This is a genomic window from Ferrovibrio sp. GW821-FHT12D07, assembly GCF_058807275.1.
In genome coordinates this window covers 433,086-459,774 of sequence record NZ_JBXAQN010000001.1, presented here as the reverse complement: position 1 = coordinate 459,774, position 26,689 = coordinate 433,086, and the positions used below count along the sequence as shown (strand labels likewise).

The window sequence follows — 26,689 nt, the reverse complement described above, 5'->3', positions numbered from 1 at the left end:
CTGCCTCACCGGTCGCGAAATTCTAGGCCAGGGCCCGCCATGAGTCGAGGGGGCTCGGTCTACAGCCTGTTTTCGACCTATCGCACCTGCGGTGTAGACCAGCGGTTGTAAAGGCATATATGCCCTGCGGTACAACCGAAACGCAGCATGCCGGGCCCTTCAAAGCGCGGTGCTGCTGGCAGCGTCCAGCGGAATGTCGATATTGTGATTCAACATCGAACTTCCGGTAATGAGAATGTCGCCGTTGGGTTGTCGCCACGGCAGCAGCAGCCGCTGGTAGCGTCGGCGCTGCAGGTCATAACCCGGCTCCGTGATGAGTGCATCGATATCGTCGAAGGCAGGTTCGCCTGTGCGCCGCGTCGCCAGATAGGACTGCTCGACCCAGCGGCCATAAGCCCTGTCGGGCTGATCGGAAATATGAAGACCGATGGTCTTCTGGATGGAAAACGAGCGATAGAGCGTGAAGCGGGCGCCTGAATAGGTGACATACATCCGGCGTTCGTCATCGCCGGAGAGGAACACCGTGCGCGCCATCAGGCCGCTGTTGTCCAGAAACCGCTGCACCCCTTCGGAATAGACGCCATCGGTGAAACGCCAGATCTGGAACAGGCTGCTGAGATTGCGATGCGCGCTGTAAAACCAGGCGCGCGGCCGCTGCGACTTGATGATGAACGGCTCGCGCAGGCGCAGGTCGCGCAACTGCCCCAGTTCATCAATGCGCCGGATCAGCGGAGCGGCCTGCAGATAGGCCTCTTCCATCCAGCCATTGGCATAGAAGATAAGACGCACCGGTTTCCCGGCGGCCGTTTTTGCCAGATAGGGCCTGAGTATATCGCGGATGATCGGGCTGAGCGCGCCGGTGCGGAATTTCAGGACGGTGACATCGTCCTCCACCTGCAACGAAACAAAGCCCAGGTTGCGGCTTGCATAGTCCGGGAAGTCGAAATCCGGATCGGCATATCCGTATTCCTCCATCAGCGTGGCTGATGGCCAGCGATACCACTGACCCTTCGGGTCAATCAGGTAACTCATTCTGAAACCCCCACCGGTGCTGCCTGCCCCGATGTGGACAAGTCTATGGGGAGTCTGAAAATCCGTCGAGTCTACAATATGTTAATAAAACCTCGGCCGCCTAGCGATTGTATCAAAAACGACGCGACTCCCCATATGCTGCTCACCCCGCCGGATTACCAGATCGTTTTCCTGTGACAGCCGCCGGCCCGGCCGCATCTTGCAGCACCGTTGTCACCCACCTACATGAAACGCAGTTCAAGGCTGAGGTTTCCCGACATGAGCAGTGAAGATCGCGTGCCGACCTGGCACGGCACCACCATTCTTGCCGTCCGCAAGGGCAGCCAGGTCGTTCTGGCCGGCGACGGCCAGGTCAGCCTGGGCCAGACCGTGATCAAGTCGAATGCGCGCAAGGTGCGCCGCATCGGCGACGGTTCGATCCTGGCCGGCTTTGCCGGCGCCACCGCCGATGCCTTCACCCTGTTCGAGCGACTGGAAAGCAAGCTGGAACGCCATCCGGGCCAGCTGGCGCGCGCCTGTGTGGAGCTGGCGAAGGACTGGCGTACCGACCGCTATCTGCGCCGCCTGGAAGCGATGATGGCGGTGGCCGACCGCTCGGTCTCGCTGGTGCTGACCGGCACCGGCGACGTGCTGGAGCCGGAAGACGGCCTGATCGGCATCGGCTCGGGCGGCAACTATGCGCTGGCCGCCGCACGCGCGCTGATCGATCGCGACGACATGGATGCCGAGGCGATCGCGCGCAAGAGCCTGGGCATCGCCGCCGATATCTGCGTCTACACCAACCGCAACGTCATTGTTGAAAAGCTGTCATGACCTCGTTCTCGCCGCGTGAAATCGTTTCCGAACTCGACCGCTACATCGTCGGACAGAAGGATGCCAAGAAAGCCGTCGCGGTCGCCCTGCGCAACCGCTGGCGCCGCCAGCAGTTGCCCGATGCGCTGCGCGATGAGGTGCTGCCCAAGAATATCCTGATGATCGGGCCGACCGGTGTGGGCAAGACCGAGATTTCGCGTCGGCTGGCCAGGTTGGCCAATGCACCTTTCCTGAAAGTGGAAGCGACCAAGTTCACCGAAGTGGGCTATGTCGGCCGCGATGTCGAGCAGATCGTGCGCGACCTGCTGGAAGGCGCGTTGACCATGATCCGCGAGGCCAAGCGCAAGGATGTGACGGCGCGCGCCGAACTCGCCGCCGAGGAACGCCTGCTGGATGCGCTGGTGGGCGAGAAGGCCGGCGTCGAGACGCGGCAGAAATTCCGCAAGATGCTGCGCGAGGGCGAGATCGACAAGCGCGAGGTCGAACTCGAACTGAAGGACAGCAGCGGCGGTGGCATGCCGCTGTTCGAGATTCCGGGCATGCCGGGCGCGCAGATGGGCGTGTCCAACCTGCAGGACATGCTGGGCAAGGCTTTCGGCGGCATGCGCGGCAAGCCGCGCAAGACCACCGTGGGCGAAGCGATGAAAGCGCTGACCCAGGAAGAGGGCGACAAGCTGGTCGACCAGGACGGCCTGGTGAAGGATGCGATCACTGCCGTGGAGCAGAACGGCATCGTCTTCATCGACGAGATCGACAAGATCTGCGCCCGCAGCGAATATCGCGGCGGTGGCGATGTGTCGCGCGAAGGCGTGCAGCGCGACCTGCTGCCGCTGATCGAAGGCACCACCGTGAACACCAAGCATGGCGCGGTAAAAACCGACCATATCCTGTTCATTGCATCCGGCGCCTTCTCGGTGGCCAAGCCGAGCGACCTGCTGCCCGAACTGCAGGGCCGCCTGCCGATCCGCGTCGAGCTCAAGGGCCTGACGCGCGACGACTTCAAGCGCATCCTGACCGAACCGGAAGCCAGCCTGCTCAAGCAGTATACGGCGCTGCTGGGCACCGAGCAGGTGACGCTGAGCTTCACCGACGATGCCGTCGATGCGCTGGCGCAGATCGCCTTCGAGGTGAACGAGGGTGTGGAAAACATCGGCGCCCGCCGGCTGCACACCATCCTGGAACGCGTTCTGGAGGAGGTGAGCTATGCCGCCACCGACCATGCCGGGAAGACAGTGACGGTGGATGCAGCCTATGTGCAGCAGCGCATCGGCGATCTCGCCAGGGACAGCGACCTCAGCAAGTATATCCTTTAGTCGCACGGCATCGGTGTAACGGCGACGTAACCGTCACACTGATGGCCGTTGACCGCTGTGGTGGTTTTGCTTCAGAATCGATGCAATCATTTCAAGCATCGGGCCGGGCAGCGGCTTCGGGGGAATACCGTTCATGACGGAGGAATTGGGGCGGTTCGCATCGCTGGCAGACGCGCGTCGCCGGTTGCAGCATCCCGTATCCCTGCAGCTGCTGGATTATTACGCGACCCTGTTCGCGCAGACCTCGCTGCCGATCCGCAGCGCCATTGATCCCACCGGACTGCGGCCCTGCCTGCCACATATGGCAATCATGGATTGCGAGATTCCAGACCAGCCGCGCTACCGGCTGGCGGGTGAGTCCTACATCCAACTGCTGGGCACCAATCCGACCGGCAAACCCTATCTCGATTTCGTGCCGCCGGCGCGCCATGCCACGGCGGCCGAAGCCTATGTCGCCTGCATGACCCATCGCTGCGGCATGATGACCGAGCTGGTGACCACCGGCCGCTTCGGCCAGGAGGTGGTCTGCGAGGTGGTGAACCTGCCGGCCTGCGACGATGCCGAGCCAGGACGGCCCCGCTATCTCTATGTCACGCTGGTGCCGCAGAGCGACCATGGCTGGCAGAGCAGCATGGACACTGAGTTCTCCAAATACCGCGAGGTGCGCAAGCGCGCCTTCGTCGACCTGGGCTTTGGCACGCCGGCCATGTTCGACGGCCGCGCCGTGCAGGCCATTGCATAAAACCACGCGCCGTCGTTTGCTTGTCTCCTGAATAAGGGGAGAACAACGGATGAGCGATCTGAATGGCCGCGTGGCCCTGGTGACCGGCGGCTCAAGCGGCATCGGCGCCGCCACCGTACTGCAGCTGGCAGCCCGCGGCTGCAGCGTGGCCATCAACTTCTCGCGCAACCGCGAAGCCGCCGACAAGATCGCGCAGGCGGCCAAGGCCGCCGGCGGCACGCCGCTGCTGGTGCAGGGCAATGTGGCGGAGGATGGCGATTGCCGCCGCGTGGTGGATGAGACCGTGCGGCAGTTCGGCAAGCTCGACTATCTGGTCAACAATGCCGGCACCACCAAGTTCGTCGCCCATCGCGATCTCGCCGGCCTGTCGGCGCAGGACTTCCAGGACATCTTCGCCGTCAACACCATCGGCCCGTTCCAGATGGTGCGCGCCGCCGAGGCGCATCTGCGCAGCAGCCGTGGATCGGTGGTGAACGTGTCGTCCATCGCCGGCGTCTATGGCACCGGATCGTCGTTGGCCTATGTCGCCTCGAAAGCCGCGCTGAACGGCCTGACGCTCAGCCTGGCCCGCGTGCTGGGGCCTGAAGTGCGCATCAATGCCGTCTGCCCCGGTTTCGTCGAGGGCGAATGGCTGCAGCAGGGCATGGGCGAAGCGGCCTACAAAGCGGCGCAGGCGAACTGGCAGCATTTCGCGCCGCTGGGCACCACCAACAAACCCGACGACATCGCCGCCAGCATCCTGTTCTTCCTGGTCTCGGCGTCCAATGTCACCGGCGAGACGCTGCTGATCGACAGCGGCATGCGGCTGGCTTCGCCGCGCCTGCCGCATAAGGCGTAATCGGTTCAGCGCATGAAGGGCGGCGGCGCGATATCCGCCAGCGCCTTGGCTGCCGGCAGCAGCAGGGCTTCCTCGGCCAGCGTTTCCGGCAGGCTGAAGGGCTGCGGCCCGGGCGCTGCCTGCTCCAGCCGGATATCGGCGATCACCGGCAGATGGTCGGAGACGCGCTGGCCCAGCGGATCGACCCAGCAGTTCACCAGCGCCTGACGCGGCCGGCAATAAATCCGGTCCAGCATGAACAGCGGATAGCGCGCCGGGAAGCTGCGCAGCTTGGTGCGGCCGGGCAGGATGGTGGCGAGCGCACGGCGCACGCCGCCATAGATGAACCAGTCGTTGAAATCGCCCAGCATCACCGTGGTGCCACGCGCCGTGCCGCCGATGGCCGAGAGGATCGCCGCCTGCTTGCGACGCTCGCGGATGCCAAGCCCCAGATGCACCGACGACAGATGCAGCGGGCCCACGGGCGTGAGGATCGTCGTCTCGATAGCGCGGCGCGGCTCACGTTTTGAGACCGAGAGATCATGCACGGCGGTTTCCGTCATCGGCCAGCGGCTGATCAGCACATGGCCGTAATAGCCGTCCGGCGCCACGATGGTCTTGGCCTCGGCGGCATGGCTGCCCAGCGCCTGCGCCAGATACTGGAAAGGCGAGGTCTCGCCGCGGCCGCGTGAATCCAGTTCCTGCAGGGCGACGATGTCGGGCTGGTGCCGACGCACCAGCGCCACGATGCGCGGCAGGTCGTAGCGCCCGTCCGGGCCGATGCCGGCATGGACATTCCAGGTCAGGACCCGCACCGTGGGCAGTTCGGGAGGTGGCCGTTCGGCGTTCAAGCGATCAGGTCTCCCCGAAGCGGTCCCTCAGGCGGGCCACGACGAGCTGCAGTCCGTAGGACAGGCCCGCCCAGGCCAGCAGGAAGGCGGCGATCAGAACCACATCGAGCAACGAGGGATGCGTCATCATGTCGAGCAGCCGGCCGCCCAGCACCGACATGATGACGATGCCAGGCGCGAGACCGAGCAGCGTGCCGATGGCGTAGTCGGTGATGCGAATCCTGGTCGCACCGGCCACCAGATTGACCAGCATGAATGGCGCGGTGGGCATGACGCGCATGGTGGTGACGGCCAGGATGCCGTTGCTCTTCACCTTGCGCGCGACGCGGTTGATACGGGGTCCCATGACGCGCCGCAGGATGTCGGCGCCAAGCCAGCGGCCTGCCGCATAGGTGGCCATGGCGCTGCTCATCGAGCCGGTCAGCGCCACGCTCAGGCCTTCCCAGGTGCCGAAGGTGATGGCGGTGGCAGCAATCAGCAGCGTGACCGGGAAGGCGATGAAACCGGCCAGCACATAGATGCCGACCACGATGGGGAAGGACATCGGGCTGGCGGCAATCGAGCGGAAGGCGGCGGCCAGCTTTGACGGCGAGGCCCATTCCGACAGCGGCGTGTAGCGCCAGGCCAGCACCAGCGCCACGACGGCGAGGATGGTGCAGCCGATCAGCAGCATGGCCGAGAAGCGGCGCTGGCTCGGCGGCTCGTTGCTGGGATCGGGCAGGTAGAAATCGGCACTGAGCGGCCGGATCGGATCGGCCACGGCTTCAATCTGCGCGGTGAGATCGAAGCCTTTCAGCGCGCCATCCACAATCGGGCAGAGCCGGTGTTCGGAATCGATGTCATTAAGCGCATCCAGCGTGGCGAACAGCGAGCCGGTCTTCCGCATCATGGCGGCGACATCCTCGGCCGATGCGCCGCAATGCTCGGCGATCAGGCGGTCGCGGGCCGCAGCAATCGCCGTGCGGTCGGCCGGCTTGGCCGCGACGATTACCAGATCACATTCGGTATCGACGGCGATCGAGCGGTTGCACAGATTGGCCGAGCCAATGCGCAGGTACCGGTCATCGACAATCATCACCTTGGAATGCACCATGATTTCGGCGCGCCGATCGTCCCTGTTGCCGTCGATGTGCAGGCAGGGATAGACGAAGCGTGTGCGATCTTTCAGGCCGGCCTGTTCGACCAGCCGCATGAAGCGGATGCGGCCGGCCAGCATGCCCTGCTGCTCAAGCCAGGTGTGATGGGTCTTCGGCGCAACGATCACGACTTCCAGGTCCGGCTGCGCCTGCAGGCGTTCCACCAGCTTGCCGGCCAGCGCCGTGCAGGTAAGGAACTGGTTCTCGATATAGAGATGGCGCTCGGCCGACGCGATCATGTCGTGAAACAGCGCCTCCACCTCGCGCACTTCCGGCTCGGGGCCGTAATGCGGTTCGGTGCGCGCGATGCCGACCGTGACATCGCGGAATTCCGGCTGCACGTCTTCCGGCCATGGATCGCTGCCGGCCGGCGCGGGCACCAGCAGTTCATGCGTGACGCGATACCAGCGATTGCGTACCAGATGGGCCAGCGCCATGGCGGCCGGACCATCGACCATCATCTGCACGTCATGGAACGGCGTATACGCCTTGCCGGCCGGATCGACCCGCAGCGGATTGTCGAGCTGGTGCTCGGTCGTATCCCAGCGGCGGATGGTGATGTCGAGGCCGCCGGAAAACGCGACAGCATCATCCACCACCACGATCTTCTGATGATGCGAGGCGCCGATCGGCAGCACGTCGTCCAGACAGAGTTCGATCTGGCGCGGCGTGTTCCATTGCAGCGCCAGGGCCGGCATCAGTTCGCGTTCCAGCGAATAGACCGCCGAGTAATAGTCCCAGAGCAGCAGCTTGATATGCAGCTGGGGGCGACGCCGCACCAGTTCGGTGAGGAAGGCGCCAAACGTCACCGGCAGGTCGTCGCCGGTCTCGCCATCCGGTCCGACCAGAGCCGTGCGGCTGTCGATATCCCAGCCGGTGATGATGACGGAATGCCGCGCCTCCCGCAGGGTGCGACGCAGAACGCCGAAATAGTCCGCCGCATCGACCAGCATGCAGGCGCGTTCGGCACGCGCCGCGCGCCAGACATTGCGGCCCGGTTCCAGCAGATCACCTGCATACGCCGGCGCGCGGCTGTCCGCATGACCCGCAGCCTGGCCGGCGATCACTTCGAGATGTTCACGTAAGATCCGGGCGGCCTGCACTGCAATCTCCTGACGAGCAACGTCAAAATGAACGCTGCAGGAGAGATTTGGTGCCCGGAGGTGTGCGACCCGACTCAGACGACTTTGTGGCGAGATTTCGCGCTTTGTCGCACCAATCTCACAGGCCGGCCCTGCGGATGCGCGTCAGCCGCGCAGCAGCTTGAGCATCTGCTCCAGACGCGCTTCGTCCAGACTGCCGATGCGGCGGCCGAGTTCGTTGGCCAGCAGCGTCGCCTTGGGTGTGAGGCCGGCGGTATCGATGGTGATGCGCGGATGTGACAGCTTGGCCAGTTCGGCCAGATCCTCGGCATCGTCCCAGATGATGTTGAGATAGCCGCAGATGCGTTGCAACAGCAGCCAGGAGGGACGGCCGCGATGGCCATGCTCCAGCGCCGAGAGATAGGCAGAGGAAACGCCGATATCAGCCGCCATCTGCTTTTGCGGAATGCCGCGCGCCTGCCGCAGGGCGCGGATGCGGGCACCGAAAGGGGTCATGGACAGGCCTTCATGGGGTGCGGTCGATGGGCTCGCATTGCCGGAACATGGCGGGCATCCTAATATTCCCCCGTGCTGTCGCGCCAGACATTCATCCTTCACGCCCTGATCCTGCTGGCGGCGGGTCTGTTCGCCATGCCGCTGCAGGCCCAGACCATCATCGTCACCGGCTTCCGCCCGACCGCACCCTATGTGCTGCAGAATCCCGATGGCAGCCTCACCGGGCTGGAATACGACCTGGTGATGGCGGCGGCGAAGGCCGGCGGCCTGGCGCTGAAGGCGGAACTGGTGCCGTTCGGTCGGCTGCCCGAGGATTTCCGCCGCGGCACGTTCGATGCGATCGTACCGGCCAATGCCGCCATGGGCCTGACCGGATGCCTGAGCGAGCCGGTGCTGATCTATCGCAACATCGCCTTCTCGCTGGCGCAGCGCGGCCTTGCCATCGTGCAGGTGTCTGATCTTGCCTATTATGATGTCGTCGCCTTCCAGAATGCGCAGGTTCTTCTGGGCTCCGAGATGACGGCGGTGCAGCAGGGCAATGCGAAATACCGCGAAGTGGCAAACCAGATGCTGCAGGTGCGGGCGCTGTTCTCCGGCCGCACCGATGTGGTGATCATGGAGCGCCGCATTTTCCGCTACCTCATGCGCAGCAGCGAGGCCGGCCTCGACACCACCGCACCGGTCGCCGAACACGATCTCTTCGCGCCGGCGCCCTATGCGGTGGCCTTCCGGCAGCCGGACCAATGCGCCGCCTTCAATCGCGGCCTCGCCGCGCTGAAGCGCAACGGCACCTACGATGCCATCGTCAACCGCTGGGACGGGCCGCTGCAGGCGCGCAGCGGCGGGTTGCCGGGATATCCACCCGGACGCACGCGCCTGCCCGGCAAATCCGGTTAAGCGGCAGCGAGGCCGGCCAGTGCCTGCTTCTGGATTTCAACGGCGCGCGGATAGCACAGGCCGCGCCATTCATCATTGTCGGGATAGAAGGCGGCGCGAATCTGCGCCTTGATCTGCTTGCCCTGGGCCGAGAAGACATCGCCGCGCAGATGCAGCCAGTTGTCGGCCACCACCGACAGCCGCACCTCTTCCGAACTGAGCGTACCGACCTCGATGGCGCTGGCCACCACGACCGCCTGGCTGGCAAAGCGCGCGATGCCCATGCGCAGGTTGCCCTCGATCACCGGAGAGTCCGACTGGCCCATCGCCGGCGAGGTGACGGCATCGCCGAACCACAGCCGCGCCAGCTTCAGCGATTCCGACTCCACCGGATGCCGGCAGATCATTTCCGAATAGCCGAACGGACCAAGCCCGGTGTGATAGTCGAGCACGCAGATGCGCTTGGCCTGATTCAGGTATTTCGCGACGATGGCCTTGATGGTCTTGTGCGACCAGCAGGCCTGCTGGCCGCCATAGAAGATGCCGTCGGCATGGCTGTGCTGGCCGCCGACAATGGCCGCCGTCGCCGCCTTGGCGCCGACGCGGGCATAGTAATCGGCGACCTTCTTCTGGACATCCACGGCAACCGCATCGCTCCACTGCGCCGGCACCAGCCAGGCATGCACCTCGGCATAGGCCGGGTTGGCCGGCGGCTTGGTCTTCTCGAAATCGATGAAGTTGCGGTTGATGTCCATGTTGTCTTCATTGACCCGGCGGCCCCAGGAGAAGCCGTAGGGATTGCTGCCATGGATGGTCAGCATCGCCGTATCGGCCGGCAGCGCCGCCGCACGGCCTTCACTCAGCCAGCCGACCTGGCAGCCCGAGCCGTAATAGCCCTCGATGCCATGCGTGCCCGAGACGGTGACCAGCACGGCTTTCGCGTTGCGCGGACCGATCCAGGCGATGTCGGTGAACAGGTCTTCGCCGGCAATGCCCTTCAGCGGATGGGCAAAGCTTTCGATCTCGGCCCTGGCGGCTTTCGCGGCGGCCAGGAATTTCTGGCGGGCGGTGGCATAGTCGGGCGAGAAATGCTGATGGATGCTCATGGTCTGGTCTTTTTGTGCGGATGGAAATGAAGGGCGCGGCAATTCTCTGCCGCGCCCCTGTCGATGACAAGCGTGAGGCCTGTGATTTAACCCGACGGTTATGCCACTGGTCCCATTGGTCCCGCATGGAAAGGATTTGGTTACCCAGGCCGGCGTAGAACAGGCATCAAACGCCACTGTGGCAGGGAGATGACCGTGAAGGACCCGATTGCAATCGCCTATCTGAAGTGGTTTCACGAAACCAATGTCTGGAAGGGCATGCATTACAAGGGGGTGCGCACCCTCAAGCTGCCCAGCGACATGTGGAACTACCAGGAGATCATTCACGAACGCAAAATCCGCTTCGTGGTGGAAACCGGGACGCGGCATGGCGGTTCGGCGCTGTTCTTCGCCGATCATGTCGAGGCGCGCGATGGCCTGGTCATCAGCTGCGACATCGACAAGGTCTCCAACAACGTCGGCGCGCATCCGCGCATCCGTTTCCTGATCGGCAATTCGGCGGTGCCCGAAGCCGTGCAGGCCGTCGCCAGCCTGCTGCCGGCAGACCGCAAGCCGGGCGAGACCTTCTTCATTTTCGATTCCGATCACACCGCGCCGCATGTCAGCGCCGAACTGGAAGTCTTCCGCAGCCTGTTCCTGCCTGGTGATTCCGTCATCGTCGAAGATACGGTGGTCAACGGTCATCCGGTCCGCCCCGAACACGGCCCTGGACCGATGGAGGCCATCGAGGCCTTCCTGATCAAGTATCCTGGTATCCTGGAAGCCGACCTGCAGCGCGAACAGAAGTTCGGCGCGACGCTGGCGCCGAAGGGCTATTACCGCGTACGCGGCGGCTGATCCTCGCGCTGACGGCGCAGCAGCACATAGAAGGCGCCGGCGCCGCCCATTTCCTGCCGTGCCGGCGTGACGCCCAGAATCTGGTCACGCCAGGGCCCGCGCTTCAGGTAATCGGGCAGCCAGCTGCGCAGCACGCCGCGCCCCTTATGCATTCCGGTTTCATTGTCACGGGTCAGGCCCTTGCCGGTGATCACCAGCAGGCAGCGCTTGCCCTGCGCGATGCTGTCACGGATTAGTTTGCTCATGGCGCGTTCGGCATTGGCGAGCGTCAGGCCATGCAGATCAAGCCGCCCTTCGATGGGCAGCTCGCCGCGCTGGAATCGCTGCTTCAGCCGCTTGTCCATCTGCAGGGCCGGTTTCTCGGAATGCTTGCCGTGCGGCAAGGGTGTTTTTTGTTTGGTTTCGGCCTTGGCATAGGCCGCCGCGCCGACGCCCTCGGGCCGATAGATTTTCGGCATCGGCGCCAGCGGCTCGGGCACGACATTGGCTTTTTTCAGCGGGCGCGCCGATTGCGTCACCTGCTGCCAGGCCTCGTGATCAGGCACCAGGGGTGCCGGCTTTACGGGTGTCTTACGAACCATCCGCGATGAGTACGATATGAAGCCGCCGCGGTCCATGGGCGCCTAGCACCGGCACGCCTTCGATATCGGCGGTGCGTGACGGCCCGGTGACGAAATTCACCGTGCGCGGCCAGTTGTCGATATTGCCCAGTTTATCGCGCAGGCGCTCGAACACGTCTTCAAGGGTGCCGGTGATCTGGCTTTCCTTCAGCACCACCACATGATGGTCCGGCACGAAATGCAGCGTTGTCGGCGTGGTGGCGGACGAGTGCAGCATCAGCGTGCCGGTTTCGGCGATGGCGGCGAAGGCCGGCGTGACGCTGACCAGGTCCTGGCTGCGGCCACCGCCGTAATCGACCTGCAGCATCGGCCGCTCGGACCAAGGCAGGTTCTGCAGCAGCGGATCGGGCGAAACGCGCAGCGTCGTCGGCAGGTTATGCTGGGCCAAGTAGTCGGCGATCTTGCCCGGTACGTCTTTTTCCGAAGCCACGCTATCGACCGTGACGGTCAGCGCCTGCACCTTGGCGGTGAACAGCGCCACCTGCTCGGCATGCGGAATCTGCGCGCGTTTCGGCATCAGGTTGCGCGGATGGCTCTTGATGCGCTCCAGCACGGCGGCACGGCGGCCGGGATCGTTCACCGTGTCCTTCAGGCCGGCGCGCAGCGTGGAAAAGATACGGTCGCGGGAGTTGCTCATGATGCGCGGCTCCCCTTCTGCTTCTTGTACTGGCTCATGAAGGTCTCGGCCGATTGCGGCGCCGGCAGGTCGCGGCCATCGGTCCAGCCCGCAGCCAGCGGCATCGATGCGAAGCGGCCTTTGTTCCTGCCCAGCATGTTCAGGGCCGCAATCGCGATGCGCGTGCCGAGGCGATAGAGCCAGGGCGTGCGCGCGGCAAAGGCCCAGAGTTCGGTGCCCCAGCGCTGCAGCGGCGGGGTGATCTGCTTTTCATGCGCCTGTTCGCGCCAGTAGCGCATGATGTCGGGCAGCGGAATGCGCATCGGGCAGACTTCCTCGCATTTGCCGCAGAAGGTGGAGGCATTGGGCAGATGCCGCGCCGTCTCCAGGCCGATCATATGCGGATCGAGCGCCGCACCGATGGGACCGGGATAGACCCAGCCATAAGCATGGCCGCCGACCGAGTGATAGACCGGGCAGTTGTTCATGCAGGCGCCGCAGCGGATGCAGCGCATCAGTGGCTCCAGCTCGGTGCCCAGCATTTCGCTGCGACCGTTGTCGACCAGCACGACATGGAATTCTTCCGGGCCATCGATATCCTCAGGCCGCTTCGGGCCGCAGGACAGCGTGGTGTAGCAGCTCATCTCCTGACCCGTCGCAGAGCGCGCCAGAATACGCAGAATGGTGGAGAGGTCTTCCAGCGTCGGGATCACCTTCTCGATGCTGCTGACCGCGATATGCATTTTCGGCAGCGACTGAGTCAGGTCGCCGTTGCCCTCATTGGTGACGATCACGGTGGCGCCGGTCTCGGCGATCAAGAAATTGGCGCCGGTGATGCCGACATCAGCCCGGAAGTAGGTGTCGCGCAGCACGCTGCGCGCTTCGGTGACCAGCACCTGCGGCTCGGTCGAGCGCGTGCCAGCCTTGCGGCCGTTCAGCTCGTAATCGGGATGGTGATCCTCGAACAGCTCGGCGATCTGCTCGCGCGTCTTGTGCAGCGCCGGGCCGATAATGTGGCTGGGCGGTTCATGCGCCAGCTGGATGATGTATTCGCCCAGATCGGTTTCCACCGGCGTGATGCCATGTTCGACCAGGAAGTCGTTCAGTCCGATTTCCTCGGTCACCATCGACTTGCCCTTGGTGACCAGTTTGACATCGCGCGAACGACAGAGCGCCAGGATGGTCTCGCGCGCCTCGCGCGGCGTGCGGCACCAGTGCAGCTTGCCGCCACGCGCGGTCAGCTGCTGTTCGAAGCGCTCCAGATAAAGGTCGATATGCCGCAGCACGTGGTTGCGAATCTTCACGCCTTCATCGCGCAAGGCATCGAATTCCGGCAGTTCGCGCGCGGTTTCCACGCGGCGGCTGGCCATCGGGCCGCTGATGATGCCCATGGCCTTGCGCAGGTTGGGATCGCGCAGCGCTTTCGCTGCATTGGCCTCGAAGGCCTGGGAAGTGATTTCCATGCTCATGGCGGCGCGCTCCCTACTTGGCTTCGCCGATGGCGGGCGTATCGGTCATGCCGGCCAGCACCTCGGCCACATGGCGCACCTGTACGTGGCTGCCCTCGCGCTTCAGCTTGCCGGCCATGTTGAGCAGGCAGCCCATGTCGCCGGCCAGCAGCATATCAGCCCCGGTCCCTGCGATATCCGCAGTCTTGCGTTCGACGATATCGGTCGAGACCTCGCCGTATTTGACGCAGAAGGTGCCGCCGAAGCCGCAGCAGGTTTCCGGCGTCTGCATTTCCACCAGTTCGATGCCATCGACGCTGCCGAGCAGACTGCGCGGCTGCGCTTTCACGCCGAGTTCGCGCAAGCCTGAACATGAATCGTGATAGGTAACCTTCGCCGTCAAGCTGGATGACACCGGATCGGTCTTCAGCACATCAACCAGGAAGCTGGTCAGTTCGAACATGCGGGCCGACAGGTCGTCGGCGCGCCGCTTCCAGTCAGGCTCGGCGGCGAACAGCGCCGGATAGTGATCCTTGATCATGCCGCCGCAGGAGCCGCTGGGGGCGACCACGTAATCGTAATCCTCAAATGTCTCGATCACCTGGCGCGCGATCGCCACCGTGTCCTTGCGGTCACCGGAATTATAGGCCGGCTGGCCGCAGCAGACCTGGGCTTCCGGCACATCGACGATGCAGCCGGCATCTTCCAGCAGCTTGATGGTGGCGAAACCGACGCTGGGCCGGAACAGGTCGACCAGGCAGGTCACGAACAGCGCGACGCGAGGTTTGGTATCAACGGTGGAGGACATGGGGGCTGGTCTCCGGTACGCAATGACGGGGCAGTTACAATCCGTGGCGGCGCAGGCCGCTTTCGATATGCTTGAGCAGTATGCTGCGCGCCGCCGCTGCATCGCGGCTTTCGACGGCAGCTATAATCGCACTGTGCTCGGCCTCGATCTCGGCCAGGCGGTTCTCGTCCTTCAGGCGGCTGAGGCGGGCGAACTGCATGGCCTCGCGCGCATGCCGGCCGATGAAAGCGGCAAAGCGCCGCAGCGCCGGGTTATGTGCCGCGGCCGCCAGCACGTCATGGAAGCAGATGTCCTCGGCCAGCCCGAGCCCGCCGGCAGCCACCGCATCGCGCATGGCGCCCTGCGCCGCGCGCAGCGCCTGCATGTCGGCCGGCGTATGGCGTTCGGCAGCCAGCGCCGCACAATCGGCCTCGATCAACGCGCGCAGCTCGAGCAGATGATCGTCATCGCTTTCGACATCGAGGCGGAAGGCCGTGCTGCCGGGCGCGGCTGCGACGAAGGCACCCTTGCCCTGGCGGGTCTCGACATAGCCATCGGATTTCAGCCGGGCGATGGCCTCGCGTACCACGGCGCGGCTGACATTATGAATCTCGGCCAGGGCATGCTCGGATGGCAGGCGGTCACGCGGCGCCCAGGCGCCGGTGAGGATCGGCTGGAGCAGGGCGTCAGCCACTGCCTCCACACGGGAGGCCGGCAGCCGTATCTCAGGCAGGGCGGTCATGAGCTGCCTGACAAGTTAGACAGATTGTTCAATTATATCAATCTAGAAACTCAGCTTGGCCCGAAAATCCAGTCCGGGATCACCAGCACTACCTCGGGCACGAAGACCAGCAACAGGGTCACGGCCGAGACCGCGATCAGGAAGGGCATGGATTCCCTCGTGTAATCGCCGATCCGGCAGCGCAGTACCTGGCAGACCACGAACATCGCGCCGCCGACCGGCGGCGTGAAGTTGCCGATGGTGGCGGCGATGATGAAGACCAGGCCGAAATGCACCGGGTCGATGCCATATTGCCGGATCAGCGGCATGAACAGCGGCGTCAGCATGATGATCAGCACCGAGCCTTCCATGAAGGTGCCGGCCACCAGCACGAACAGCACGATCAGCACCATCGCCAGATGGGCATTGTCGGTGAAGCCGATCATCCAGTCCGCGATAACCTCGGGCACGCGCTCGAAGACGATGCCGTAACCGAAGATGGCCGAGAGGGCGAGCAGGAACATCACCGCGCCGACATCGACGAGGCTACCTTCCAGCGCCTCGCGGAAATTGGCGAAGGTCAGCATGCGATAGGCGAACATGCCGATGACGATGGCATAGATCACCGCAAAGGCGCCGATCTCGGATGGCGTGAACACGCCCATGCGCAGGCCGAGCAGCAGGATCACCGGGAAGAGCAGCGCCCAGATGCCGCCCCAGGAGGCGAGCGCTATCTCCTTCGCGGTCGGTGCTGTTTCACGCTCGGGGCCGTAGCCGCGTTTCCGTGCCGTGATCGAGATGGCAATCGCCAGCGAGGCCCAGAGCATGAAGCCCGGCAGGATACCGGCGGCGAATAGCCGCCCGATGGAGACCTGTCCCACGGTGCCGTAGAGGATGAAACCGATGCCGGGCGGAATGATCGGCGCCATCAGCGAGCCATAGGACAGCACGCCGGCGGCATATCCTTTCGAGAAGCCGCGCTTCAGCATCTGCACGCCCAGCACGCGGGCATTCATCGCCGCATCGGCGATGCAGGAACCGGTGACGCCGCTCATCAGCGTGGAAAGCGCGATCGAGGTCTGCGCCAAGCCGCCATACATGCGGCCGGTCAGCACGGAGGCGAGCTTCAGCAAGTTATGGGTGATGCCCGAATTGTTGAGGAAGTTGCCGGCCAAGATGAACAGCGGCACGGCCAGCAGCGCGAAATTCTGCGTCTCGGTCACCGTGATCTGGATCGGGATGGTGATCGGCAGTTCCGGGTGCTGTAGGAAGAACAGCATACCGGAAATGCCGATGGCAAAGGCGACCGGCATGCCGATCAGCATCAGGACGGCGAAGGCAATGAGGACAAGCAGCATGGCGGACTACAGGATGTCGGCGGCGTTGCTATGGGCGATCTTGCCGTGCAGTTCGTCGCGCATCTTGAGGATGGTCGAGATCAGCAGCAGCAGGCCGCCGACGGGCAGGCTCATGGTGACCCAGGAATAGCTGATCTCCGGGATACCCTGGAAACTGCGGATGCGGCTGATCCAGGAGAGATAGCAGCCCATGATGACCAGATAGACCAGAAAGCCGGTGATCAGCAGGTAGTTGATCCAGCGCAGGGCGGCCTGCAGCCCCGGCGACAGCTTGCTGGTCATCACCTCGATCGACATCAGGCTGTTTTTGCGCCAGGCGATATCAGCACAGAGGAAGCAGGCCCAAGCGAAGAAGCAGGTGGCAGCATCGCCTGACCAGTTGATCGGATGACCGATCATGCGCATCACGCCGCCGAGAAAAATCAGGATCACCATCAGGACCAGAAGCGCGGCGGCGACAAAAGCCTCCGCCGCGCAGACCCGGTCATACACCGCTTTCAGCATGACAACTCCGGCCAAACAAAACCAACCGTATTACTTGCCGATTTCCTTGTGCACGGCATTCTTGGCATCGAGGATTTTCAGCGTCTCGTAAGCCTTGTCGCCGGCCTTGCGGAAGGCGGCGAGATCGACGTCCTTGACGATGGTCATGCCGCGGCCTTTCAGCTGCTGCTCGACTTCGCCCTCGAGACGGAAGATTTCCTTAGACGTCGCTTCGCCCGCCTTGTCGGCCTCCTCGATCAGCGCCGTCTGATACTCCTTCGGCAGGCCGTCGAACCACTTGGCACTGACGACCTCGAAGTTGATCAGCATGATATGCTTGGTCTCGTTGGCGAATTTCAGCACCTCGTAGAAGCGGCCGCCCGGGATGTTGTTGTAGACCAGCTCGACGCCGTCGATGGCGCGCTGCTGCAGGCCCGGATACATCTCGCCAAAGGCCATCGCCACCGGCGTGGCGCCGAGCGCGCGGATGGATTCCTGCCAGATCGGCGCGGGTGGAGTGCGGATGCGCAGGCCCTTCAGGTCTTCCGGGGTCTTCACCGGCTTATTGGTGAAGAAGTGGCGATAGCCCTGCACCCAGCTGAAAGACACAACCTTGAGGCCGTGCTTGCTGGCCAGTTCGTCCTGCCACTTGATCACGGTCGGCGCCTTGCGCAGTTTGGCCACGTCTTCCAGCGTCTCGACGAAGTAAGGCCCGTTCATCACCGCGATGCCGGGCACATAGTTGCCCATGCGCGCAGAGTCGGTGTTCTGGCCCAGATTGGCGCCCTGGCGGATCTGCTCGATGATGTCCTCTTCCTTGCCGAGCTGGGCGGAATGGAAGACCTCGATTTTCAGGCCGCCATTCGTGCGGGCATCGACCGCCTTGGCCCAGGCAGTGAAGCCGTCATGGAAGGGCTCTTTCGGGCCCAGCACATGGTTGAACTTCAGCGTGAATTTCTGCTGCGCCGCCGCCGGCAGCGCGGCGAACACGGCGATGCCGGCGCAGAGCGCCAGGCCGGATTTGAGAATCTTGCTTGCGATGGTCATGGGCCTCTCCCGGACGGACGGCGGCACCGGCTCCCGGACAGGAGCAACCGCCAGCGGTTTGCGTTTCCTCGAACACGTCTTCGTGGGCGCTCTTGTGCGACGCCCTCCCAACTGGTATATCAGACACTACACACTAGGCACAAGCCGGAATGTTATGCGCCGTTTATACGGCCGCCCACACAAGCCGGCACCGCCAGGCAGGCGTCATGAAACTGATCAGGCCGAAATCGCTCAAGGAACTGGTGGTCGAGGAGATGCGCACCCGCATCATCGACGGCCGGCTCAGCCTGGGCGCCGGCCTGTCGGAAAACACGCTGGCCGCCGAGCTGGGGATTTCAAAGACGCCGGTGCGCGAAGCCCTGCTGCAACTGAAGCTGGAAGGCCTGGTGGAAGTGCAGCCGCAGCGCGGCACTTACGTATTCCGCCTGGCGCCGGACCAGGTGACGGCGATCTCGGAACTGCGCGAAGTGCTGGAAGTGGCGGCCATCGGCGCCGCCATTGAGCGCCATCATGATGCGCTGGTTGCCCGCATGACCCGCATCCTCGACGGCATGCGCGCCGCCTATGACGCCAATGACAACATCGCCTACCGCACGCTGGACGGCGAATACCACGAGACCATCATCGACCTCTGCGGCAACCCCTATATCAGCTCGGCCTACAGCCTGATCGGCTTCCGCATTCAGGCGCTGCGCTCGCGGCTCTCGCATGAAGCCTCGCTGAACAAGCTGTCGATCAAGGACCATCGCGAGATGCTGAAACTGGTCAAGGCACGTGACGTGCCGGCGTTGCAGGCGCTGATGCGCGGCCATATCAACCAGACCAAGCAATCCTATCTCGACGTGCTGGAGCGTCGGGACTTCCTGAACGAGACCCGGGAGAAAGCCTCGTGAATTCCGTAAGCCCGATTGCGCAGCCCGAAGCGATGTCCTTCGACCTCAGCGGTCGCCATGCCGTGGTGATCGGTGGCGGCAGCGGCATCGGCAAGGCGATCGCGGAAGGCCTGGGCAAAGCAGGCGCGCGGCTGACCCTGGCCGGCCGGCGCCGCGACGTGCTGGAACAGGCCGCGGTGGACTTCAGCAAGGCCGGCATCGCTGTCGGCGTCGACGCGGTGGATGCCGCCCATATGGGCCAGCTGAAGGCCTTCGCCGCACGCTGCGAAAAGATCGCGCCGGTCGATATCCTGGTGAACGCGCAGGGTATCATGACGCTGAAGCCGGCGGAGGAATTCACGCCCGAGGATTTCGACTGCATCATCACCACCAATGTGAAGAGCGTGTATTTCGCCTCGCTGGAATTCGGGCGCGCCATGCTGGCGCGCGGCAAGGGCAGCATCATCAGCATCGCCTCGCTGGCTTCCTTCCGCGGCTTCCCGCGCAACGCCATCTACTGCATCAGCAAGCATGGCGTGGTCGCTCTGACCGAGACGCTGGCGGCGGAATGGGCGGCGCGCGGGGTGCGCGTGAACGCCATCGCGCCGGGCTTCTTCATGACCGACCTGAACAAGGACACCATGAAGGACGACCGCAAGGCGCTAGCCATGGCGCGCACGCCGATGCACCGGTTCGGCCAGACCCATGAGCTGGCCGGCGCCGCCGTCTATCTCGCCTCGCCGGCCGCCTCCTACGTCACCGGCGTGACCATCCCGGTCGACGGCGCGTTCCTCGCCAGCGGCATGTAAGGCTGATTTTCAGTCAGGCTTTATCGGGGCATTCGGCAGGATGCTGTCACCGGGGCCGAGCGGCCGCTGCATGAACACGCTGTCGACCCAGCGCCCGTGCTTGAAGCCGACCGAGGGCAGCGTGCCGACGACGCGGAATCCCAGCGCGGCGTGAAGCCCGATCGAGCCGAGATTCTGCGTATCGCCGATCACCGCCACCATCTGGCGGTAGCCCAGTGCGGCGCAACGCGCGATCAGGTTTTCCAGCAGCGCGCGGCCGACGCCCTTGCGCGGCGCATCTGGTGAAACATAGATCGAGTCCTCGACAGAAAACCGGTAGGCGATGCGCGGCCGGTAGTTGCTGGCATAGGCATAGCCGAGCACGCGACCGCCCAGCTCCGCCACCAGATAGGGAAAATCCTTGGTCAGGATGTCGCTGCGCCGGCGCGCCATCTCGGCCACATCGGGCGGCACTTCCTCAAAGCTGCCGAAACCATGCTTTACGTGATGCGCGTAAATGCCGGCGATGGCGGCAAGGTCGCGGTCTTCGGAAAGGCGGATGATCAGCGTTTCTGTCATGTCGGCATGGCTAGGCTTCGTTTATGAAGTGTTGCATGCGGACAGCGAGCCGCCAAGCACCCCACCGCAACCTGAGGGTTGGTCCCGCCCGGAGATAACCACTTCTCAATGCCGGGGGTGGCGGAGGGCCGTGATAGGTTTTGGGCATGGAAACGCTGCCCGCGAGATACCATGCTGCTCTTTCGTCCTGATCAGATAATACCACGGCTTAACGCCATGACTGATGAGTCGAACTATTCAGACCCAGGGTCCGGGTTCAAATTGCGCGGAACCGGTGCTGCCGGTGCGCAGATTCCAAAATCGCCGGTCCTGCAAAGACTGCTGGCTTACTGGCGTTCGAAATGTCATCCCGATGGCGGTCTGCCGGGCCGGACCGATATCGATCCCCTCGATCTGCGCGAGCTCCTGCCGTTCGTCTACCTGATCGACGTGCTGCCGGACCAGACCTTCCGCATCCGCCTGCTGGGCGAGGAGCATGTGGCCGTCTACGGCTCCGGCCTGATCGGCCGCACAATCGACGATGCTTTCCGGCCCGAGGCGGCTGTCGAGTTCAACCGCCTGTACAGCGCCGTGGTGCGCCGGCGCGAACCGGTGCTGAATCGCGGCCAGGTGACCTGGCTGCTGAACCGCGAATGGATACATTACGAAGGCCTGCATGCGCCGCTGGCCTCCGATGGCGTGCATATCGACACCATCTTCGGCGCCGGCGATTTCACCGGATAATCCGAACTAGGATGTAGCGGCCAATTTGGCCGCCACGGTTTTGGGCAGCAGCAACCAGAAGCGGCCGGGATGCTTCATGCGGCCGGCCACGCTTTCGGCCTGCGCACCGGCGCCCCAGAACACATCGCCGCGCACCGCACCACGGATCGCACCCCCGGTATCCTGCGCCACCATCAGGCGCTGCAGCGGCGTATCGCCATTGCCGGCTTCCGCGGGCTGTTTCGCATCGAGCCACAACGGCAGGCCCAGTGCATAATGGCTGCGGTCGACGGCCAGGCTGCGGCCCGGCACCAGCGCCACGCCCTGCGCACCCGGCGGGCCATCGAGATCGTCCTTCGGCGGCGGCAGTTCGCGGAAGAACACATAAGAGGGATTCTGCCGCAGCAGTTCCGGCGCGGCATCGGGATTGGCGCGCAGCCAGCCGCGGATCGCCTGCATCGAAACATCCTCGCGCGGCAGCGTGCCGCGATCGATCATCACGCGGCCGATGGCCACGTAAGGGTGGCCGTTTTGCGCGGCGAAGCCGACGCGCGTCCTGGCACCGGTATCGAGCTGCACCAGGCCCGAGCCCTGCACCTGCAGGAAGAAAGCATCGGCTGCATCGTCCAGCCAGACCATTTCCAGATTCTTGTTGGCCAGCGCACCGGCATCGATAGCGCCGCGATCCTCATAAGGCCGCAGGCGGCCGTCGCGCACGCGGCCGGCGATGCGCTGGCCTTTCAGGCTGTCGCGGAATTCGCCCAGATCCACCTGCACCAGATCGGGCGGCTGGCGATACAACGGTACGGTATAGACGCCCTGCTTCTGCCTGCTGCCGCGCACCAGCGGTTCGTAATAGCCGGTGAACAGCCCTTCGGCCTTGCCGTCGCCGATTACCGCCACCGGCTGCAGCTGGGCCTCGATCAGGCGGCGCAGGCCCGGATCATCGCCCTGCGGCAGAGCGCCGAGCGCCGAGCAGAAGGGCTGCCAGTCGGTGCCGGTGCCGTAGCGGTCGTAATTGTCGAGCGCGCGCGTGCCGCGCGGCACCATGCGGGCGCAGCTGCGGGTGAGTGCGGGCAGGGCCTCGGATATGCGGTCGGCGCTGTAGCCGGGGAGATCGGTAAAGCGGGCCGCCTGGAAAGTCAGCGCCGGCGGCTTCTGCGCTTCAGGCGGCGCCTTCGGTCCGCAGGCGGCAAGGGCAGCGACGGCCAGAAGCGCGAAAGACCGCAGCACGGCTTTACTGGGCTGCGGTTTCAGACGGCGCGGAAGTCGCGATCAGCGTCCAGTTCGGATCGCGCGAGCGCATGTCGCGGGCGAAGGTCCAGATATCGGTGACCTCGTCCACGGCATTGCCATGGCCGCCGATGGTATGGCCCTGGGCATCCTTGGTGACGCTGATCAATTCGGACTGGAACTTCACCGTCACTTCGGCGATGCGGTTGTTGACCTGGGTATCGACGATCTCGGTGCCGCGCAGGCCGACAAAGGTTGTCTGCATGGTTTCGCCACGGCTGGCGCGGTCGTCGATGGCGGAGGCGAAATCGTTGAACACCTCGCGCGACAGCAGCGGCCGCAGTGCATCCTTGTCGCCGGCAGCAAAGGCCGTCACCACCATCTCATAGGCGCCCTTGGCGCCATTGAGGAAGTCGGCTGCATCGAAAGCGGGATCGACGGAGCGGATGGCGGCAAGCTTGCGGTCGGCTTCGGGATCGGCGACCGGTGCCGGGGCATCGCGGCGCGGCAGGGTGATCACCTTGTCGTCCGCGCCCTCGGCCCTGTTCTCGGCCTCGCTCTCGCCGGTCTGGGGCGGGCGGCGCTTCTGTTCATGGCCGGTGCGCTGGCCCAGCACGGCGCGCAGGCGCAACGCGATGAAGCCGGCAATCGCGCCGAGCAGAAGGATGTCGAGAAACTGGAAGCCGTCGCCCATTATCGTTGCCTGTTTTTCCCCGCCCGTCTTTATCGTGGGCGAATCTACCCCTGTCCCCGCCATCGGTCCAGCATGCGGGCTGCCCGACGGTCTCGCTTATGGTTGGGAAATAAGGACAAATCGTGGCATTGCAAGAGCCCCCGCTCGGCCGTCGGCACGCCCCGGCAGGGGGTTGCCGCCTTGTTCGGCCAAGGCAAACCATGCTAGGGACAGCCGGCCCCGCGACATCCTATCCGCAGAGACGAAAGAGACGACCGGTCATGACCGACACTGCCAATCCGCCGCCCGGTTTCAATCCCGACAACGCGCCCCGGTTTTCGCTGAGCGCGCAGTACACCAAGGATCTCTCGTTCGAGCATCCGATGGCACCGCGCACCTTCAGCATGCAGGCCGCGCCGCAGATTTCGGTGAATGTCGGCACCCAGGCAGAGCGCGTCAACGATACGCTGTTCGAAGTGACGCTGCGCATCCTCTGCGAGGCCAAGCATGGCGAGGAAGTCGCCTTCGTCGTCGACCTGCATTACGCCGGCCTGTTCGCCCTGGTGAATATCCCGGCCGAGCATATGGAGCCGCTGCTGCTGGTCGAAGCGCCGCGCCTGATCTTCCCCTTCGCGCGCCGTATCGTGGCCGACACCACCCGCGATGGCGGCATGCCGCCGCTGATGCTGGACCCGATCGACTTCATGCAGCAGTACCAGCGCGGCAAGGAAGCCCAGGCCCAGGCTCCGCAGGGTACTGCCTAAAAAGCATGCCTCACCCGCGAGGGTGAGCCTCACGCAAATGTCTGAACTTCGTCCTTGCCGTTGCCGTATCGCAACGGCAAGCTGAATACGATGAAATGCTATTCGGGCATCTTTGAGCGTGACGGCCGATGACCGCGTCGATTGACGATGTCATCCGCGATTCAAAACATCCGCGTCTGTTCGGCACGGATTTCCTCGATCAGTGCTCGCCGACGATCCGCCGCATCTGGGACTACTGGGACAGCTGTCGCCGGGGCCGGCCGATGCCGGGGCGGCAGGATATCGATCCGCTCGACATTCCGGCCGAACTGCTGCCGGCCATCGTTCTCACCGAAGTGCTGACCGAAGAACCATGGCTGCGCTACCGGCTGGTCGGCACGGCCCAGGTGGCGCTGCGCGGCCGCGACCCCACCGGCCTGCCGGTGCAGGGCAATTACATGGGCGCCCATCTGGGCCTGCCCGCCGATAATGTGATGCTGAATTACCGCATCGTCGTCGAGAAGAAGACGACCGTCTATGTCCACAATCCGATCATCGGCGCGCGGCCCGACGGCGGTTCCCTGCGCCAGTTTCCCGTGCGGGCCAGTAGCACGGTGCTGATGCCGCTGTCGAGCGACGGCAACAGAGTCGACATGGTGCTGAGCTTCAGCGACCTGGACGGATATTAAAAAAATTCAGGCCAGAACCATCAGGCCGGCGGCTGCAGGCCAAGAGTCTTCAGCAGCTTGTCGAGCTCGACCGGCTTGGCCACCACGGCATTGAAGCCGGCCATCTCGTAGCGCGCGATGGCCTCCGGCACCACATCGGCGGTCAGCGCCACGATAAAGAGCCCACGCTTGCCCGGCAGCGCCCGCAGACGATGCTGGGCCTCGACGCCATCCATGCCCGGCATATGGATATCCAGCAGGACTGCATCGAAGGACTGGCTGCGTGCCAACGCAATGGCTTCCGCGCCGCTGCTGGCCATTACCAGCGTCTCGCAGAACGGCTTGAGCAGGGTTTCAATGATGCGGCGGTTGACGTGATTGTCGTCGACGCAGAGCACGCGCGGCGGCCGGTTGTCGGTATTCAGCGTCAGCATCGGACTGCCGATCTGCACGTCCTCTTCCTCCAGCATCTCGACCGGCAGCAGCACCCAGAAGAGCGAGCCTGCACCCTTTTTGCTTTCGCAGCCGATATCGCCGCCCAGCAGGGCCGACAGCCGGCGGCAGATCGCCAAACCAAGACCGGTGCCGCCATACTGCCGTGCAGTGGAGGCGTCTTCCTGGGCGAAGCGTTCGAAGATGCGGTCCAACGCCGCCGCCGAGATGCCGGCGCCGGTATCCTGAACCTCGAAGCGGATGCCTGGCCGGCCATCGGGCAGCGTGGCGGGCTTGGCCCGCAGCACGACGCTGCCCTGGGTCGTGAACTTGACAGCATTGCCGATCAGGTTGACCAGAATCTGGCGCAGGCGCATCGCATCGGTTTCGATGCTGGGGGCGACCGCCGGATCGATCTCGGTGCGGAAACTCAGCTTCTTCTGCGCGCAGGCCGGCGAGAACAGCGCCGTCATCGACTCCATCAGCGCAAACAGCCGCACGGTGCCGGGTGAAACCTTCAGGCGACCGGCCTCGAGGCGCGAGAAATCCAGGATGTCGTTGATGATGCCCAGCAGGCCTTCGGCGGATTCGCGAATGATCGAAACATATTCGCGGGCCGTGGATTCCAGCGGCAGGCTTTCCAGCGCCTGCGCCATGCCCAGCACGCCATTCATGGGCGTGCGGATTTCATGGCTCATGGTGGCGAGGAATTCGCTTTTCACCGTCGCCAGCCGTTCGGCGCGGCCGGTCTGCTCCTGCAGCTCGTGGTTCACGCGGGCCATATCCTCGGCGCGGCGTTCGCGTTCAGCCAGCATGCGCGCCAGTACGATGATCGCCGCCGCCCCGAGCAGCAGGATGATCACCGAGATCAGGCCAACGATGATGGCCTGCGACCGCCAGCTGGCAATGGCGACATCCTGCCAGCGTGAGCTGGAAATCACCAGGCGGTTGTCGAGCAGCCGTCGCACGGCGGAAATGCGCGCAACGCCGGAGAAGGGATTCTTGAAGACGCCGCTGATGGCCGGGCCATTGCTGGCCGCCATCGCCTGATAGGCTTCGCTGCGGATCAGCGACTTGCCCATTTCCTCTTCCAGCCAGGGCGAACGGGCGATCAGCCTGAAATCTGAATCCAGCAGCGTGACGTAATCGCCGGCCTCAACTGCGCTCTGGAAGGCCTTGGAATAGGCATGCGGATCTATGATGGCAACAATGACGCCGGCGAAGCGGCCCAGCGTGTCATACAGCGCAATGCTGAACGGCAGTTGCCAGTCGCCATCGAGGGAATTCTTGCCCGGCGCGCTGATATGGAATTTTTCCGCGCCGCCGTTCAGGTAGTAGGCAACGGCCTCGCGGTCCGCGACATTGACGGAGGATACAGGGAAGCTGCGCGAACTGTGCAGCGGCGTTCCATTGGCATCGATGATGGAAATGGCGCGCACATAGGCGAGCTGCTGTTCCAGCCCCTTCAGATGCTCATGCATACGCAGCGTGTTGTGGCCATCGATCTGCCAGAGCAGCTGCGCCTTCTCCAGCGCAAAGCGGATGCTCTGCATCGAGTTTTCGATTTCCTGGGCCCGCAGCTCGGCCTGGTGCTCCATATCCTCGATTTCGTCGTGGATGGCAGCATTGCGCAGCGTCACATGCACATAGAAGTTCAGTCCCGCCAGCAGCAGGATAATGGCGCCGAACAGGATGGCGCTGAAGGTGAGCATGCGACGCATGGGAGCCCGGGGGGTTCTCGCGATTTCGACCGGATGCAGCCTAATGGCCCGGAACCGCGAAAACTGAATGCGTTTCC

Annotated in this window: 28 protein-coding genes; 11 read left to right on the top strand and 17 right to left on the bottom strand. The window is 64.1% G+C overall.

Annotation, left to right across the window (positions count from 1 at the left end):
• Positions 1–159 precede the first annotated feature (159 nt).
• Positions 160–1,032, bottom strand: a complete 873-nt coding sequence (locus AC1RRE_RS02350; RefSeq protein ID WP_492979448.1) for a hypothetical protein — start codon at positions 1,030–1,032, stop codon at positions 160–162.
• Between the two features lie 258 nt (positions 1,033–1,290).
• Between AC1RRE_RS02350 and hslV the strand changes: the two genes are divergently transcribed.
• The 4 genes from hslV (at position 1,291) to AC1RRE_RS02330 (ending at position 4,738) form a co-directional block, all read left to right on the top strand.
• Positions 1,291–1,845, top strand: a complete 555-nt coding sequence (gene hslV, locus AC1RRE_RS02345) for an ATP-dependent protease subunit HslV (protein WP_492979447.1) — start codon at positions 1,291–1,293, stop codon at positions 1,843–1,845.
• A complete protein-coding gene (hslU, locus tag AC1RRE_RS02340; protein WP_492979446.1) occupies positions 1,842–3,158 on the top strand; it encodes an ATP-dependent protease ATPase subunit HslU in 1,317 nt (438 codons plus the stop codon). The genes hslV and hslU overlap by 4 nt, the downstream gene beginning before the upstream one ends.
• A gap of 133 nt (positions 3,159–3,291) precedes the next feature.
• Entirely contained in the window at positions 3,292–3,900 is a 609-nt protein-coding gene (locus tag AC1RRE_RS02335; RefSeq protein WP_492979445.1) for a PAS domain-containing protein, read from the top strand.
• A 49-nt stretch (positions 3,901–3,949) separates the two neighbouring features.
• Positions 3,950–4,738, top strand: a complete 789-nt coding sequence (locus tag AC1RRE_RS02330) for an SDR family NAD(P)-dependent oxidoreductase (protein ID WP_492979444.1) — start codon at positions 3,950–3,952, stop codon at positions 4,736–4,738.
• A 5-nt stretch (positions 4,739–4,743) separates the two neighbouring features.
• On the opposite strand, the gene AC1RRE_RS02325 is transcribed toward AC1RRE_RS02330, so the two are convergent.
• The 3 genes from AC1RRE_RS02325 to AC1RRE_RS02315 form a co-directional block, all read right to left on the bottom strand.
• Entirely contained in the window at positions 4,744–5,568 is an 825-nt protein-coding gene (locus tag AC1RRE_RS02325; RefSeq protein WP_492979443.1) for an endonuclease/exonuclease/phosphatase family protein, read from the bottom strand.
• A 4-nt stretch (positions 5,569–5,572) separates the two neighbouring features.
• Positions 5,573–7,807, bottom strand: coding sequence for a VTT domain-containing protein (locus AC1RRE_RS02320; RefSeq protein ID WP_492979442.1), 2,235 nt, complete (start codon positions 7,805–7,807; stop codon positions 5,573–5,575).
• A 144-nt stretch (positions 7,808–7,951) separates the two neighbouring features.
• On the bottom strand, positions 7,952–8,302 hold the full coding sequence (locus tag AC1RRE_RS02315) for a helix-turn-helix domain-containing protein (protein ID WP_492979441.1): 351 nt from the start codon (positions 8,300–8,302) through the stop codon (positions 7,952–7,954).
• 72 nt (positions 8,303–8,374) lie between these two features.
• On the opposite strand from AC1RRE_RS02315, the gene AC1RRE_RS02310 reads away from it, so the two are divergent.
• Complete coding sequence (locus AC1RRE_RS02310; protein ID WP_492979440.1) at positions 8,375–9,199, top strand: substrate-binding periplasmic protein; 825 nt, start codon at positions 8,375–8,377, stop codon at positions 9,197–9,199.
• Here the strand turns inward: AC1RRE_RS02310 and AC1RRE_RS02305 are convergent.
• The gene (locus AC1RRE_RS02305) at positions 9,196–10,284 is read right to left on the bottom strand and encodes a M14 family metallopeptidase (protein ID WP_492979439.1); all 1,089 of its coding nucleotides are present in this window, start codon (positions 10,282–10,284) and stop codon (positions 9,196–9,198) included. The two genes, AC1RRE_RS02310 and AC1RRE_RS02305, sit on opposite strands and share 4 nt — an antisense overlap.
• Positions 10,285–10,479: 195 nt before the next feature.
• Here AC1RRE_RS02305 and AC1RRE_RS02300 point away from each other — a divergent pair, with 195 nt between their 5' ends.
• Positions 10,480–11,121, top strand: coding sequence for a CmcI family methyltransferase (locus AC1RRE_RS02300; RefSeq protein ID WP_492979438.1), 642 nt, complete (start codon positions 10,480–10,482; stop codon positions 11,119–11,121).
• Here AC1RRE_RS02300 and AC1RRE_RS02295 read toward each other — a convergent pair.
• From AC1RRE_RS02295 to AC1RRE_RS02260, 8 genes are read right to left on the bottom strand one after another with little or no spacing between them, the layout of a single operon-like run.
• Entirely contained in the window at positions 11,100–11,666 is a 567-nt protein-coding gene (locus AC1RRE_RS02295; RefSeq protein ID WP_492979437.1) for a Smr/MutS family protein, read from the bottom strand. The genes AC1RRE_RS02300 and AC1RRE_RS02295 overlap by 22 nt on opposite strands.
• 25 nt (positions 11,667–11,691) lie before the next feature.
• Positions 11,692–12,378, bottom strand: coding sequence for a LutC/YkgG family protein (locus tag AC1RRE_RS02290; RefSeq protein ID WP_492979436.1), 687 nt, complete (start codon positions 12,376–12,378; stop codon positions 11,692–11,694).
• On the bottom strand, positions 12,375–13,826 hold the full coding sequence (locus AC1RRE_RS02285; protein WP_492979435.1) for a LutB/LldF family L-lactate oxidation iron-sulfur protein: 1,452 nt from the start codon (positions 13,824–13,826) through the stop codon (positions 12,375–12,377). Before AC1RRE_RS02285 ends, AC1RRE_RS02290 begins: the two co-directional genes overlap by 4 nt.
• 13 nt (positions 13,827–13,839) lie before the next feature.
• Positions 13,840–14,613 carry a (Fe-S)-binding protein gene (locus AC1RRE_RS02280; protein ID WP_492979434.1) on the bottom strand — a complete coding sequence of 258 codons (774 nt, stop codon included), beginning with the start codon at positions 14,611–14,613 and terminating at the stop codon, positions 13,840–13,842.
• Positions 14,614–14,647: 34 nt separating this feature from the next.
• Positions 14,648–15,334, bottom strand: coding sequence for a FadR/GntR family transcriptional regulator (locus AC1RRE_RS02275; RefSeq protein ID WP_492979433.1), 687 nt, complete (start codon positions 15,332–15,334; stop codon positions 14,648–14,650).
• Between the two features lie 50 nt (positions 15,335–15,384).
• Positions 15,385–16,671 (bottom strand): TRAP transporter large permease, encoded by a 1,287-nt coding sequence (locus tag AC1RRE_RS02270; RefSeq protein ID WP_492979431.1) that lies wholly within the window; start codon positions 16,669–16,671, stop codon positions 15,385–15,387.
• Between the two features lie 6 nt (positions 16,672–16,677).
• Positions 16,678–17,175 carry a TRAP transporter small permease gene (locus AC1RRE_RS02265; protein ID WP_492979430.1) on the bottom strand — a complete coding sequence of 166 codons (498 nt, stop codon included), beginning with the start codon at positions 17,173–17,175 and terminating at the stop codon, positions 16,678–16,680.
• A 30-nt stretch (positions 17,176–17,205) separates the two neighbouring features.
• Positions 17,206–18,201, bottom strand: a complete 996-nt coding sequence (locus AC1RRE_RS02260) for a C4-dicarboxylate TRAP transporter substrate-binding protein (protein ID WP_492979429.1) — start codon at positions 18,199–18,201, stop codon at positions 17,206–17,208.
• A 206-nt stretch (positions 18,202–18,407) separates the two neighbouring features.
• Between AC1RRE_RS02260 and AC1RRE_RS02255 the strand changes: the two genes are divergently transcribed.
• On the top strand, positions 18,408–19,094 hold the full coding sequence (locus AC1RRE_RS02255; RefSeq protein ID WP_492979428.1) for a GntR family transcriptional regulator: 687 nt from the start codon (positions 18,408–18,410) through the stop codon (positions 19,092–19,094).
• Positions 19,091–19,882, top strand: coding sequence for an SDR family NAD(P)-dependent oxidoreductase (locus AC1RRE_RS02250; protein ID WP_492979427.1), 792 nt, complete (start codon positions 19,091–19,093; stop codon positions 19,880–19,882). The genes AC1RRE_RS02255 and AC1RRE_RS02250 overlap by 4 nt, the downstream gene beginning before the upstream one ends.
• A gap of 9 nt (positions 19,883–19,891) precedes the next feature.
• On the opposite strand, the gene AC1RRE_RS02245 is transcribed toward AC1RRE_RS02250, so the two are convergent.
• Positions 19,892–20,440, bottom strand: coding sequence for a GNAT family N-acetyltransferase (locus AC1RRE_RS02245; protein ID WP_492979426.1), 549 nt, complete (start codon positions 20,438–20,440; stop codon positions 19,892–19,894).
• A gap of 261 nt (positions 20,441–20,701) precedes the next feature.
• Here AC1RRE_RS02245 and AC1RRE_RS02240 point away from each other — a divergent pair, with 261 nt between their 5' ends.
• Positions 20,702–21,163, top strand: coding sequence for a PAS domain-containing protein (locus AC1RRE_RS02240; RefSeq protein WP_492979425.1), 462 nt, complete (start codon positions 20,702–20,704; stop codon positions 21,161–21,163).
• Between the two features lie 6 nt (positions 21,164–21,169).
• On the opposite strand, the gene mltA is transcribed toward AC1RRE_RS02240, so the two are convergent.
• Together mltA and AC1RRE_RS02230 are read right to left on the bottom strand one after the other, a co-directional pair.
• Positions 21,170–22,375, bottom strand: coding sequence for a murein transglycosylase A (gene mltA / locus AC1RRE_RS02235; protein WP_492979424.1), 1,206 nt, complete (start codon positions 22,373–22,375; stop codon positions 21,170–21,172).
• Positions 22,376–22,379: 4 nt separating this feature from the next.
• Positions 22,380–23,069 carry a Tim44/TimA family putative adaptor protein gene (locus AC1RRE_RS02230; protein WP_492979423.1) on the bottom strand — a complete coding sequence of 230 codons (690 nt, stop codon included), beginning with the start codon at positions 23,067–23,069 and terminating at the stop codon, positions 22,380–22,382.
• A 260-nt stretch (positions 23,070–23,329) separates the two neighbouring features.
• On the opposite strand from AC1RRE_RS02230, the gene secB reads away from it, so the two are divergent.
• Both secB and AC1RRE_RS02220 read left to right on the top strand, forming a co-directional pair.
• Positions 23,330–23,812, top strand: a complete 483-nt coding sequence (gene secB, locus AC1RRE_RS02225; RefSeq protein WP_492979422.1) for a protein-export chaperone SecB — start codon at positions 23,330–23,332, stop codon at positions 23,810–23,812.
• A gap of 128 nt (positions 23,813–23,940) precedes the next feature.
• Positions 23,941–24,480 (top strand): PAS domain-containing protein, encoded by a 540-nt coding sequence (locus AC1RRE_RS02220; protein WP_492979421.1) that lies wholly within the window; start codon positions 23,941–23,943, stop codon positions 24,478–24,480.
• Between the two features lie 20 nt (positions 24,481–24,500).
• Here the strand turns inward: AC1RRE_RS02220 and AC1RRE_RS02215 are convergent, their stop codons facing one another.
• On the bottom strand, positions 24,501–26,612 hold the full coding sequence (locus AC1RRE_RS02215) for a hybrid sensor histidine kinase/response regulator (protein ID WP_492979420.1): 2,112 nt from the start codon (positions 26,610–26,612) through the stop codon (positions 24,501–24,503).
• Between the last annotated feature and the right edge of the window lie 77 nt (positions 26,613–26,689).

Bases quoted from the DNA above. Each gene is read 5' to 3' on its own strand.
- AC1RRE_RS02350 (WP_492979448.1), bottom strand. From the start codon at position 1,032: ATGAGTTACCTGATTGACCCGAAGGGTCAGTGGTATCGCTGGCCATCA.
- hslV (WP_492979447.1), top strand. From the start codon at position 1,291: ATGAGCAGTGAAGATCGCGTGCCGACCTGGCACGGCACCACCATTCTT.
- hslU (WP_492979446.1), top strand. From the start codon at position 1,842: ATGACCTCGTTCTCGCCGCGTGAAATCGTTTCCGAACTCGACCGCTAC.
- AC1RRE_RS02335 (WP_492979445.1), top strand. From the start codon at position 3,292: ATGACGGAGGAATTGGGGCGGTTCGCATCGCTGGCAGACGCGCGTCGC.
- AC1RRE_RS02330 (WP_492979444.1), top strand. From the start codon at position 3,950: ATGAGCGATCTGAATGGCCGCGTGGCCCTGGTGACCGGCGGCTCAAGC.
- AC1RRE_RS02315 (WP_492979441.1), bottom strand. From the start codon at position 8,302: ATGACCCCTTTCGGTGCCCGCATCCGCGCCCTGCGGCAGGCGCGCGGC.
- AC1RRE_RS02305 (WP_492979439.1), bottom strand. From the start codon at position 10,284: ATGAGCATCCATCAGCATTTCTCGCCCGACTATGCCACCGCCCGCCAG.
- AC1RRE_RS02290 (WP_492979436.1), bottom strand. From the start codon at position 12,378: ATGAGCAACTCCCGCGACCGTATCTTTTCCACGCTGCGCGCCGGCCTG.
- AC1RRE_RS02285 (WP_492979435.1), bottom strand. From the start codon at position 13,826: ATGAGCATGGAAATCACTTCCCAGGCCTTCGAGGCCAATGCAGCGAAA.
- AC1RRE_RS02280 (WP_492979434.1), bottom strand. From the start codon at position 14,613: ATGTCCTCCACCGTTGATACCAAACCTCGCGTCGCGCTGTTCGTGACC.
- AC1RRE_RS02275 (WP_492979433.1), bottom strand. From the start codon at position 15,334: ATGACCGCCCTGCCTGAGATACGGCTGCCGGCCTCCCGTGTGGAGGCA.
- AC1RRE_RS02270 (WP_492979431.1), bottom strand. From the start codon at position 16,671: ATGCTGCTTGTCCTCATTGCCTTCGCCGTCCTGATGCTGATCGGCATG.
- AC1RRE_RS02265 (WP_492979430.1), bottom strand. From the start codon at position 17,175: ATGCTGAAAGCGGTGTATGACCGGGTCTGCGCGGCGGAGGCTTTTGTC.
- AC1RRE_RS02260 (WP_492979429.1), bottom strand. From the start codon at position 18,201: ATGACCATCGCAAGCAAGATTCTCAAATCCGGCCTGGCGCTCTGCGCC.
- AC1RRE_RS02255 (WP_492979428.1), top strand. From the start codon at position 18,408: ATGAAACTGATCAGGCCGAAATCGCTCAAGGAACTGGTGGTCGAGGAG.
- AC1RRE_RS02245 (WP_492979426.1), bottom strand. From the start codon at position 20,440: ATGACAGAAACGCTGATCATCCGCCTTTCCGAAGACCGCGACCTTGCC.
- AC1RRE_RS02230 (WP_492979423.1), bottom strand. From the start codon at position 23,069: ATGGGCGACGGCTTCCAGTTTCTCGACATCCTTCTGCTCGGCGCGATT.
- secB (WP_492979422.1), top strand. From the start codon at position 23,330: ATGACCGACACTGCCAATCCGCCGCCCGGTTTCAATCCCGACAACGCG.
- AC1RRE_RS02220 (WP_492979421.1), top strand. From the start codon at position 23,941: ATGACCGCGTCGATTGACGATGTCATCCGCGATTCAAAACATCCGCGT.
- AC1RRE_RS02215 (WP_492979420.1), bottom strand. From the start codon at position 26,612: ATGCGTCGCATGCTCACCTTCAGCGCCATCCTGTTCGGCGCCATTATC.